Source organism: Chungangia koreensis (assembly GCF_042651785.1).
Lineage (GTDB): Bacteria > Bacillota > Bacilli > Bacillales_A > Planococcaceae > Chungangia > Chungangia koreensis.
Genome location: NZ_JBHSEC010000005.1, coordinates 95,671 through 107,414, shown reverse-complemented (window position 1 = coordinate 107,414; position 11,744 = coordinate 95,671). Strand labels below are relative to the sequence as shown.

Annotated in this window: 8 protein-coding genes; 3 read left to right on the top strand and 5 right to left on the bottom strand. The window is 40.9% G+C overall.

Features of this window, described 5'->3' with window-relative positions; translation table 11 throughout:
• Positions 1–38: 38 nt before the first annotated feature.
• Complete coding sequence (locus tag ACFOZY_RS04890; RefSeq protein WP_378152885.1) at positions 39–1,937, bottom strand: endonuclease MutS2; 1,899 nt, start codon at positions 1,935–1,937, stop codon at positions 39–41.
• Between the two features lie 468 nt (positions 1,938–2,405).
• Here ACFOZY_RS04890 and ACFOZY_RS04885 point away from each other — a divergent pair, with 468 nt between their 5' ends.
• Both ACFOZY_RS04885 and ACFOZY_RS04880 read left to right on the top strand, forming a co-directional pair.
• Positions 2,406–3,218 (top strand): cobalamin-binding protein, encoded by an 813-nt coding sequence (locus ACFOZY_RS04885; protein ID WP_378152883.1) that lies wholly within the window; start codon positions 2,406–2,408, stop codon positions 3,216–3,218.
• Between the two features lie 54 nt (positions 3,219–3,272).
• Positions 3,273–3,773, top strand: a complete 501-nt coding sequence (locus ACFOZY_RS04880; protein WP_378152881.1) for a DinB family protein — start codon at positions 3,273–3,275, stop codon at positions 3,771–3,773.
• A gap of 165 nt (positions 3,774–3,938) precedes the next feature.
• Here ACFOZY_RS04880 and tyrS read toward each other — a convergent pair whose 3' ends face one another.
• Positions 3,939–5,204, bottom strand: coding sequence for a tyrosine--tRNA ligase (tyrS, locus tag ACFOZY_RS04875; protein ID WP_378152879.1), 1,266 nt, complete (start codon positions 5,202–5,204; stop codon positions 3,939–3,941).
• 386 nt (positions 5,205–5,590) lie between these two features.
• On the opposite strand from tyrS, the gene ACFOZY_RS04870 reads away from it, so the two are divergent.
• Positions 5,591–8,614, top strand: a complete 3,024-nt coding sequence (locus ACFOZY_RS04870) for a transglycosylase domain-containing protein (RefSeq protein WP_378152877.1) — start codon at positions 5,591–5,593, stop codon at positions 8,612–8,614.
• A gap of 214 nt (positions 8,615–8,828) precedes the next feature.
• Here the strand turns inward: ACFOZY_RS04870 and ACFOZY_RS04865 are convergent, their stop codons facing one another.
• The 3 genes from ACFOZY_RS04865 to acsA all read right to left on the bottom strand — a co-directional run bounded on the left by ACFOZY_RS04865 (position 8,829) and on the right by acsA (position 11,606).
• Positions 8,829–9,152: an ArsR/SmtB family transcription factor gene (locus ACFOZY_RS04865; protein WP_378152875.1), complete on the bottom strand. Its 324-nt coding sequence runs from the start codon at positions 9,150–9,152 to the stop codon at positions 8,829–8,831.
• Complete coding sequence (locus ACFOZY_RS04860; protein ID WP_378152873.1) at positions 9,145–9,567, bottom strand: SRPBCC family protein; 423 nt, start codon at positions 9,565–9,567, stop codon at positions 9,145–9,147. The genes ACFOZY_RS04865 and ACFOZY_RS04860 overlap by 8 nt, the downstream gene beginning before the upstream one ends.
• 308 nt (positions 9,568–9,875) lie before the next feature.
• Positions 9,876–11,606, bottom strand: coding sequence for an acetate--CoA ligase (gene acsA, locus ACFOZY_RS04855; RefSeq protein ID WP_378152871.1), 1,731 nt, complete (start codon positions 11,604–11,606; stop codon positions 9,876–9,878).
• Between the last annotated feature and the right edge of the window lie 138 nt (positions 11,607–11,744).

Here is an 11,744-nt window from a genome sequence, read left to right as displayed (position 1 = left end):
CTCGTATTTGAGGGTCCACCATTCAGATATAGATTGATTCATTTATTTTTACGTATTTCTTTCTGAATTTTTCGCAGCGCCTTTTTTGAACCGCGCTCGATATCATGATTCAATTTGCGGATTTTATAATCTACAAACAAGGACTCTAAATCATAATCCTTAGGATATAGCTCCTCTGCTTTAAACTCTAAAGCAAGACGTTTTTCATTTACTTCTATAAACTGCTCTTTGTAAAATACCGTGACATTATAGTATTGATCCATTTCTTTGTATACGATCCCAAAGTCATTGTGGTCTAACAGTTTTACACGGTCCCCTTTTTGATAATCAATTCTATGTTCTTTTTTGTGAACTTCTTCTTTTGGTTTTCTGATTTTACTCTCATTTACCCGTTCTAAGCGATATTCCTTATTAGTCATATATTCTTCCGCTCTTTTTAAAACATGTTCCGGCACTTTCATTTTCCTGGAGATCCATAAGGCATTACTTTCCCCAGATTCCCCTATTAAGAGTTTATATAACGGCTCTAACGTCTCATGGTCAAATTGCATGGCCGCGTTCATAAAGTCAACATGCAGTTCAGAGAATCGTTTGATTTCTCCGTAATGCGTTGTTGCCACTGTAATGGCCCCTTTTAAATAGAATTCTTCCAATAGGGATATCGCAATTGCCGCTCCTTCGTTTGGTTCAGTTCCACTTCCAATCTCATCAAACAATAACAATGTATTGTTATTTGCTGATTGAAGGATTTCCGATAGATTCTTCATATGAGATGAGAATGTACTAAGTGCATTTTCCAAGCTCTGATTGTCACCAATATCGACAAATATCCGATCAAATACTGCAATTTCAGTTCCTCTCTCGGCTGGTATATGGAACCCGGACATAGCAGATAACGTAACAAGACCGATGGTTTTTAGTACGATGGTTTTCCCACCAGCATTAGGTCCGGTGATAATTAAACTACGGTAATCAGTCCCAATCTCAAAATGTAGCGGAACTACATTTCCTGACAATAAGGGATGCTTGCAATTCAATAACCTAATTGATCCGTGATCATTGATTGCGGGCTCAATGCCTCCATTCGCTCTGCTATATTTTGCTTTTGCGAAAATCATATCGTATTGGGCGATCAACTCGATATTCACCTTAATAGGTTGAATATTTTCTAATACGTACCCAGTCAATGTAGCAAGTATTTGATATTCCAATATCGCTTCTTCAGATTTCAAAGTAGCTAATTCAGCACTTAGTTTCCCTACCACACTCGGTTCCATGAATACAGTAGAGCCTTTAGAGGAAACCTCAACGACAGTTCCCTGGATCTGATTCTTAAATGAGGCTTTGATTGGGACAGTGTAACGGTCATCTTTTTGACTTATGATGAATTCCTGTATAAACTTGCGGTTCGCACTGCTGTTTAGAAACTGATTTAATCTTTCTTTTATCTTTTCCTCAGTCGTTTTCAAGTGATACCGAACTCGTTTCAGGTCATTAGAAGCAGCCGAATCCACCTGGTTATTTTTAATGGAAAAGTTGATTTCCTCTTCTACCGAATGAAAGTCTGACATGGAATTAGCATACGAGGCCAGTGCCGGTGCTGTAAAATCCTGTTGTATCATGAATTGTTTTATTTTCCGGCAACCTCTTAAAAAGTCTGAAATACTAAGCAGTTCCGAAGGATCTAAAATGATTCCCTTCTCTAATTTAGAGACGATATGTTCAATATTGGAAATACCTGTGAAAGGTACAACTGAACCGGAGTCTAAAATGGCACGTGCTTCAGAGGTCTCGGATAATCGATGTTTTACAACTTTCAGATTGCCACTTGGTAATAGTTTGTCAATCAGTTGTTTACCTAATCCACTTATACAAAATGCCTTCACCATATCTTTCAACTCGTTGTATTGTAATTTTTCTAACATATAACTATTCATTTTTTAATTTCTCCTCATTGTGAATTATGGTCTACAATGAAGATACCTACTTTGATTTCAATGAGTTGTTGAACACAAAAAAGCTGCGGGAGACCCCACAGCTTTTACGTTTATAAGGCAACAGTAAAATGCATGAAAAACTAAAGTTTCTTCATGAAATTACGCTCTTTATAAAAGTTGGTAGGCATCTTCATAGGCGGAAATAAGCCAATAACAAATAAAGGATAAAAAATCTATCCCCACGCACTGTCTCTATTCCCATTAATTTTTCCCTATTTAGAACCTACCGCACTCACAAATACGCACCTCTATATATATTCATTTACTCATTGAAATCAGTTTCAGATTCCATTATACCCTACAAATCTAAATTGTAAAATCCCTTTCATACTTACAATATATGATTAAAAGCTCACTAAAGTGTTCATATCTTTGCTACACTATTCAAAAATGAACGGAGGGAATCAATTGAGGATTATTTCACTTTGCCCAAGTAATACGGAATTGCTTACCTACTTAGGATTAATCGATCATTTAGTCGGAGTGGATGATTTTTCGGATTGGCCCCAGCAGATTAATCATCTTCCCCGTCTCGGTCCAGATTTATCAATTAAGATGGATTTAGTCGAAAAACTGAAACCGGACTTGGTTTTAGCTTCACTAAGTGTACCTGGTATGGAGAAGAATGTAATTGAACTGGAGAAGCGTGAGATCCCACATATTATTCTCAATCCACAAAGCTTACATGATATTGCCGATGATCTAATCACTGTAGGAAAGATTTGCGGAATAGAGGCTCAGGCTAAATTAAGAGCAGCTGAATATTTGGCATTCATTCATGTCATGAAAAAACGTACCAGCCAAGCAGATACAAGGCCATCATTATACTGGGAATGGTGGCCAAAGCCGGTATTCACTCCGGGAGTGGTGAACTGGTTAACAGAAGTGAGTCAAATCGCTGGAGGAAGGAATATCTTTGATGATGTGGAACTTGCCAGTGTTCAAACTGACTGGGACGATGTGTTACAACGGAAACCCGACTATATCCTTTTAGCGTGGGTCGGTGTCCGTCCGGATAAGGTAAAACCTGAACTCGTCCTTAAACGCCCCGGGTGGACTGAGCTAAATTCAGTAAAAAACGGCCGTTTACATATGATGGAAGAAGAATTATATTGCAGACCTTCTCCGAGATTATTAGAGGGAGCTTTAAAACTTGGAAAACTCATTCATCCAGAACTCTATAACGATTTAGAGCTTCCGGCATGGAGAATTTTAAAATAGATAGGAATTCTCCTACCAACAATCGAATACTCCTATTTAAAAAGGAGTGAAATTATGAAACTGATTGAAGACTTAACTGCGGTACGTCTGGAGTTAGTAGACCTATTGACACCTTTATCCCATGAACAATTGAATGTAAAGATTAATGACGGAACTTGGAGCATCGTGCAAGTAGTAAGACATTTAGTATTTATCGATGAATTGATTTACCCCTCATTATTGAAAGCAATGCAAAGGGAAAGCAATGTAGTTGAAGAAAAGAACATTGATTTCGTTCGAGATCGCACTCAAAAGTTGAAGTCTCCATACCCGGAACCATCGGAAGATTTCATAGAGAAAGGTAATCTAATAAATTTGCTACAGACTGTCAGACAACCGCTTCTAAATTATTTAAAAACGGTAGAGGAAAAGGAGTTAATTGAAAAAACAATGCTTCATCCGCTTCTTGGTCCCATGCAGACCAAACAATTGCTTGAGTTTGTCGTTCTACATGAGAAACGGCATATCGAACAAATTCAGGAGTTAATAGGCAGTTCAAACTTAGCGAGCTATTGAGGAAAAGTTTGTGGATTCCTGTTCAAATTATATTTCTCTATAATCGGTTATAAATTTCAAAAATCGGTTATAAAACTGGATTATCGGTTATAAAACTAAACGGTTAAATCTTCAACAAACAGTAGAAAAAATGGGCTGCCCCAAATCGGGACCGCCCATTTTCTATTAGTTGAATCGAACCATATGGTATTTCTTCTTCCCTCTACGAATAATGCAAAATGCATCATCAAGTCTGCTTTCTGCACCTACTACAAATTCAAGGTCTGTTACTTTCTCACCGTTAACTGAAATCGCACCATTGGTTACATCTTCTCGTGCTTGGCGTTTAGAAGATGAGATGTTCGCTTCTACCAGTAAGTCGACAATATTCTGATTTTCCTTTGCCATCTCAACTGATGGAACATCCTTGAAAGCATCTTTCATTTCTTCCGCTGACAAAGCTTTCAAATTCCCACTGAATAGCGCTTCTGTAATTCGGATTGCCTGATCCAGGGCATCCTGACCGTGAATCATGCGAGTCATTTCTTCGGCCAGTGCCTTTTGTGCCTTACGTAAATGTGGTTCTTCTTGGACTGTTATTTCGAATGCTTCGATTTCTTCACGACTTAAGAACGTGAAGATTTTCATGTATTTAGTGACATCCGCATCTGCCGTATTGATCCAGAATTGGTAGAACTCATACGGAGACGTCTTTTTAGCATCAAGCCAAACAGAACCGGATGCAGACTTACCGAACTTCGTTCCATCCGCTTTAGTCACCAACGGAATAGTTATACCGTAGGCTTTCGCTTCCTCATTTTGCATCTTACGGATCATCTCAAGCCCAGTCGTGATATTGCCCCACTGGTCAGATCCCCCGACTTGGATACGGACGCCGAAATTCTTATACAAGTGATTAAAATCGATTGCTTGAATGAGCATGTAAGAGAATTCAGTAAAAGAAATACCGCCTTCTAAGCGGGAAGCCACTGTATCTTTTGCCAACATGTAGTTGATCCCGATGTTTTTCCCAAAGTCACGAAGGAATTCGATGACGCTCATTGCACCGATCCAGTCCTTATTGTTCACAAGTTTCGCACCGTTTTCAGATGTGAAGTCAAAGATTCTTTCCATTTGAGCTTTAAGGCCAAGGACGTTTTGATCGATTTGTTCTACTGTTTGTAATTGTCGTTCCTCGCTGCGGCCGGAAGGATCTCCGATCATCCCAGTCGCCCCGCCGATTAAAAGAATCGGTTGGTGTCCATGGAGTTGGAAACGACGCAAGGTCAATAAAGGAACGATATGACCGATATGCATACTATCTGCAGTCGGATCCACGCCACAATATAATGCTACTTTCCCCTCGTCCAACAACTTCTCCATGCCTTCTTCGTCGGTCATTTGATAAGTAAGACCTCTCCATTTCAAGTCTTCCAACAATGCATTCGTCATCTGTATCCCTCCTATTTGGTTGGCCTGTAAATTACAAGGTAAAACACAAGACCATAAAAAAGTCCCCACACGGCCATTATGACCATGCAGGGACGTTAGTAACGAATTAACGCGGTACCACCCAGCTTGAGAATTGACATTCTCCACTCGAAGCACTTTAATGCAGTGCATACAACAAACTCCCAGCCTGTAATTCGACAATTGCAACCAGATCAGCTTTCACCAACCGCTGACTCTCTTCACAAGTTTACAACCGCTACTCCGGACTTTTCAACGTCTGTTCTACTATATATAGTCAATTTAACCTCTTTTTTAAACGTTGTCAATAACTATCGAAATCGTTAGAAAAAAATGCTATAATAGGTTAGATTTTTAGGAGGTCGAATATGAAAGAGAAATTGAAACATAGTCTTCTGACCATACAAGAAAAATACGAAACATGGATGTCGTCCAAATGGGGACGAAATGTACGAATTTCTTCAAGCGTCATCTGGAATTTAGCTCTAATATTTTTTATTGTCCTCGTTACTGGAATCGTTTTCGTCGGTTCGGTTGGTGCCGGGTACTTCGCATCATTGGTAAAGGATGAACCCCTCCGTTCGAAAGAACAAATGCGGCAGGAAATCTTCAGCTATGAAGAAACGTCCGAGCTCTATTTTGCCAATAATATTTACATAGGGAAAGTGGATGCAGACCTTGAACGTCAGGAAACGAAACTTAAAGAAGTTTCTCCTTACGTCATCGATGCAGTACTCGCAACGGAAGATGAGTATTTCGATGAACACCAAGGAATCGTGCCAAAAGCAATTTTCCGGGGCCTTTTGCAAGATGTTTCCAATTCGGATACTCAAACAGGGGGTTCGACGTTAACACAACAGCTCATTAAAAACCAGATTTTAACGAATGAAGTGTCATATGAGCGGAAAGCAAAAGAAATCCTTTTAGCGATGCGTTTGGAACATTTCATGTCTAAAGATGAGATTTTAGAAGCTTACTTGAATATCATTCCTTACGGAAGAAATGCAAGTGGAAGAAATATCGCGGGTATAGAAACCGCAGCTGAAGGGATATTCAATAAAAAAGCAAAAGATTTGAACTTGCCACAAGCTGCCTATATCGCGGGATTGCCACAGGCACCATTTGCTTATACTCCCTTCCAATCCGGTAATCGGGGGTTAAAAGACGCGAAAGGTCTACAGCCTGGAATTGATCGGATGAAAACTGTTCTTTTCCGTATGAAAGAAACTGGATATATTTCAGAAGAAGAATATAACGAATCCATCAAATACGATATTACGAAAGATTTCCGTGAACCTGCTACACGTGCTACAGACCGATACCCATTTTTAACGAATGAAATTCAACTGCGCGCAATCGAGATTCTTGCAGATACACTTGCCTTACAAGATGGCATTGACCCAGAACGTCTTGATAAGGAAGAAAACCTTCGTGAAAAATATATGATATTAGGTCAACGTGCTTTAAAAAATGGTGGATACCGCATCCATTCTACCATCGATCAAAAATTGTATGATGCTGCACAAAAAGTAAAAGATGAGTTTCAATTATATGGACCGACATTAAAAAAAGAAGTGGTCGATCCTGATACGAAAGAAACAATTATAGTTGACGAACCCGTTCAGGTTGGTACAGCTGTGATTGAAAACAACACTGGAAAAATTCTAAGTTTTGTCGGTGGTCGTGAATTTGTGCAAGACCAAATGGAAGTCAATCACTTGTCCACTACCCGTTCGATTGGTTCAACCATGAAACCTATTGGTGTATATGCTCCGGCAATTGAATTTGGATTTATCGGTGCTGGAAGCCCGGTCGTCGATGTTCAGTTCAGTATTCCGGATGGCGGGAAGATGTATGAGCCGAAAAACGTCAATGTGAATGAAGAACTTGGGATTATCCCAGCTCGGGAAGCACTGGCAAAATCACAAAACTTGGCTACACTTCGACTTTACCGGGAAATCCGAGATCGACGTCCGGATGAATTCCTTTTCAAAATGGGCTTTACGAGTATTGGAGAATCTGAATATATCAATCCTTCATTTGCAATCGGTACATCTGAAGCAAGTGTTGAAGAAACTACTAATGCCTATGCTACCCTTGCAAACGGCGGGAAGTTTATCGACGCATATATGATTGAACGGATTGAAGATGCTGATGGCAATGTCATTTATCAACATGAGGCGAAACCGGTTGAAGTATTTAGTCCGCAGACTGCTTATATGGTGACCGATATGTTAAGAGATACTCTCGATATCGGTACTGCAAGAACAGCAAATAGCAATCTAAACTTCAGAGCAGATTTTGCAGCGAAAACCGGTACATCTAACGGTACAAGAGATTCATGGTTAGTCGGTTATAATCCGAATATTACTATTGGTGTATGGTTCGGATACGATGATCATAGCAAAACGCTAAGCCGTATGACTAACCGTTATAGACACCCAAGTACACGGATTAATATGTACTGGGCGGCAATGGCAAATGCTATGAACGCTTCCAATCCCGAAGTGGTAAATGCCGGAGCGACATTCAAACAGCCTGAAGGGGTTGTCTCCCGTGCCTTCTGTGGTATTTCAGGCTTATCACCGTCTGAAGCTTGTTCAGCGGCAGGACTTGTCACTTCCGACTTGTTCAATGCGAATGTGATGGTACCGAACAAACCGGACGACAGTCTCATTACATCCTCCTATGTGATGATCGATGGCAGCCGTTACCGCGCTTTAGATACTACACCATCTGAATTCGTTGTAGAAGGCGGCGTAGGAGTAAATGAGGAATTTATTAAACGTATGCTCGGACCTTACGGTGGAGACCCAAGCAAGTTGTTCCCTACCAAATCAGTATTCTCGAATCGAGTCGTTTCTGAAGCCGCATTTGAAGCTGATAATGCAGCACCTGCAAGTGTTTCTTCGATGCTCTCCGGTAATACGCTTACTTGGACAAAATCGGCATCAAATGATGTTGTAGGTTACCGAGTTTTCCGAAGGACCGGAGCAGGAAACGACTTAGTTGCAACTGTACTTGAGTCTGCAAGTTATAGTTATACAATAGGCAATGGTGAGTACTTTGTCGTAGCGGTTGACATTACAGGCAAGCAGTCTCCTGCTTCAAACGTAGTTGAAAATGTAGCCGAAGCACCACCGACACCACCACCTACTACACCACCTCCTGGCGGCGGTAATGGCGGTGGAACAGGCGGTGATGATACACCTCCACCACCAGATGATGAAGATACCCCTCCAGGAAATGGCGGAGGCGGTAACGGTAATGGAAATGGCAATGGAAACGGTAATGGAAACGGTAATGGCGGTGGAGTAACACCGCCAGGAAATGGAGGAACCAATCCTCCTCCTGGCGACGGTACGGATCCCCCACCAGATGACGAAGAATAAATCGAAAAAGAGCAGCTATCCACCGAAGCGGTCGGATGGCTGCTCTTTGATTTTGAATGCACTATATTATCTTAAGTTCAACTGGCAAATGACGGGTCTCGTTTCCTATCGCTAAACACCACTTTTACTTTAAAACTCAGTTCAAAGAAGAACTAAGTCGATGTTCAGGATTCTTGTTTGACTAAAGCTCCCGATAGTTTCGCCATCTTTGAAATCATAAATCAGATTCTACAAAATCCTTTAATGCGGCTAGTTTCTCGTTCCAATACTGGTCAAAGAAGGACAGCCATTGCTTGACCTCTAATAATGAATCAGGCCTTAATGTATACCGTGTTTCACGGCCACTTTTTTGCTTGCTGACAAGACCCGCTTCGGATAGGACATTCAAGTGTTTATTCACAGCTGTCCGGCTAATGGTAAATTGTCTTGTTATAGCAGCGATTGGCATTTCATGATCTGATAATAATAATAGGATCTCACGTCGAGTCGGATCAGCAATTGCCTGAAACACATCCGGTTTCAATTTAGTTTCAGGCATTTTGTTGCTCGATGACTGATGGAAGCTTGTTCATGACAATGTTCTCCCAACCAGCATCCATATGATCCCGTATGATCGTATGCGGCTGTCCGAACTCAGTTTGCTTTTCAGGATCCCATCCGGAATGAATCAATGTAAATTCCGTCTTGCCATCCACTTCACGTAATTCCATTTTCAAATGCCAATCTTTCCCCCAGTCAAAACCGACCACATAAGGAGGCTCTAATTCAGTCACTTTACAGGGCGAATCCCCGTAAGGCCCTGCATGTAACACAAATTCCTTCCCAAGGATCGGCTCAAATGTATTAGGCATCCACCACTCAGCCATTCCTTTGGAAGTTGAAATGGCATTCCAAACTTTATCAATGGGAGCATTCAATAAAATTGTCTTTTTAATCTCAGGTATTTGGCTCATAAATTGTTCCTCCAAAATATAATAACACCTAAAGGTGTCACATTAATATTATGACACCTTTAGGTGCTAAGTCAACTATCCGCTTAAATGTAACTATTTCCGATGATATCAGATTCCATACTCCTCTCCGGTGTACACATTTAAGTTGAAGAATGAACTTCCTAATATCGATTCATGGGAGGCTGGCTTTTAAATCCGACAATCGGATAGAATGCATTTCACTGCACGTCCGCAAGTTACAATTTAAAGTGAAATTCCATATAAAAAGAAGAGACTGTCTCATTTAAATAAAGACAGCCTCTTCTCTATTAGTCTTCCATAGTAGACAAATCGCCTGTAGGCAAATTCAATTCCCAAGCCTTTAGAACGCGGCGCATAATTTTCCCGCTTCGTGTTTTTGGAAGTTTATCTTTAAATTCAATTTCTCTTGGAGCAGCGTGAGCAGCAAGACCTTTTTTCACGAATTGACGGATATCTTCAACCAATTCGTCACTTGGTTCCACTCCTTCTTTCAGGGCAACGAATGCTTTAATGATTTCCCCTCGAACTGGATCCGGCTTTCCGATTACCCCTGCTTCAACAATCGCCGGGTGTTCCAAGAGCTTACTTTCCACTTCGAATGGTCCTACCCGTTCACCGGAAGTCATGATGACATCATCAACACGACCTTGGAACCAGAAATAGCCGTCCTCATCCATGTATGCAGAATCACCCGAAACATACCATTCATCATTCATGAAGTAGGATTGATACTTTTCTGGATTGTTCCAAATTTGCCTCATCATTGCAGGCCAGCCTTTTTTCAAGGCCAAGTTCCCCATCTGATTCGGTGGTAATACATTTCCATTGTTATCTACAATCGCTGCTTCGACTCCAGGAATCGGCTTACCCATAGAACCTGGTTTAATCGCCATGGACGGATAGTTACAAATCATCTGAGCACCTGTTTCTGTCATCCACCATGTATCGTGTATGCGCAATCCGAATACTTCGTATCCCCATTTTACTACTTCCGGATTTAATGGCTCCCCAACTGATAAAATGTGCCGTAAGGAAGAAAGGTCGAATTTCTTAACAGCAGCATCCCCGGCTCCCATAAGCATTCTGAATGCAGTAGGCGCACTGTACCAGACTGTTACACTGTATTCTTCAATCGCTTTATACCAATCATCTGTCGAGAAACGGCCACCTAATACTAATGTCGTGACACCGGATAACATAGGCCCGAAGATTCCATATGCAGTTCCTGTCACCCAACCTGGGTCTGCCGTGCACCAGTAAATATCTTCCTCTGTCAGGTCGAGTACCCACTTAGCAGTCATATATTGCTGGACCATGGCATACTGGACATGAAGAACCCCTTTTGGTTTTCCTGTTGAACCCGACGTATAATGCAAGATCATTCCATCTTCTTTATCCAACCACTCGATATCAAAGTATTGAGATGCCGATTTAAAATGCTTCATGAAGTCGACGATTTTGCCGGACTCCTCTACGCCTTCCCCAACCACAAAAACGGTCTCCAATTTTGGCAATTTATCTACCGGGACGCGTTCCAATAATTCCGGCGTCGTGATGATTGCTTTTGCATCACTATCATCCAGCCGATCATACACTGCCCCCTCCATGAAAGCTTCAAACAACGGACCTACAATGAGTCCGTTTTTTAATGCACCGATCAGAGCAAAATATAATTCGGGTGACCTTGGCATGAAGATGAACACCCGGTCGCCTTTCGTTAAAGTAGAATGGTTTTTCAACACATTGGCAGCACGATTCGTCTGCTTTTTCATTTCATGGAAAGTATAAGCTTCTTTACGAGTAGCATCTTTATAGTATAGTGCCACTTTGTTTTTACGATCGGATTCAGCATGGCGGTCAATGGCTTCATATGCCATATTGAACTTCCCTGTCTCATGCCAGCTGAAATTCTTCTCAGCTTCTTTCCAATCAAAGTTAGAGACAGTCTCACCATAATTTTGTAGGTTATGTTTTTCCGTATCTGCAGGAAGCGCTTTCAAGTTTGTAACCAATCCCATCACCCTTTCCATATTTTCATAATCTTATATTACAATAAGTTGTAACAAATTTGTCAATATTATAGCTCAAAATAGAATATTTTGATTTGTAAGCGCTTTTTATTGTATTCATGTATACTATCTTTATAGATTATTTAC

Coding starts and splice junctions, on each gene's coding strand:
- ACFOZY_RS04880 (WP_378152881.1), top strand. CDS start 3,273: ATGAAACTGATTGAAGACTTAACTGCGGTACGTCTGGAGTTAGTAGAC.
- tyrS (WP_378152879.1), bottom strand. CDS start 5,204: ATGACGAATGCATTGTTGGAAGACTTGAAATGGAGAGGTCTTACTTAT.
- acsA (WP_378152871.1), bottom strand. CDS start 11,606: ATGGGATTGGTTACAAACTTGAAAGCGCTTCCTGCAGATACGGAAAAA.
- ACFOZY_RS04865 (WP_378152875.1), bottom strand. CDS start 9,152: ATGCCTGAAACTAAATTGAAACCGGATGTGTTTCAGGCAATTGCTGAT.
- ACFOZY_RS04860 (WP_378152873.1), bottom strand. CDS start 9,567: ATGAGCCAAATACCTGAGATTAAAAAGACAATTTTATTGAATGCTCCC.
- ACFOZY_RS04890 (WP_378152885.1), bottom strand. CDS start 1,937: ATGAATAGTTATATGTTAGAAAAATTACAATACAACGAGTTGAAAGAT.
- ACFOZY_RS04870 (WP_378152877.1), top strand. CDS start 5,591: ATGAAAGAGAAATTGAAACATAGTCTTCTGACCATACAAGAAAAATAC.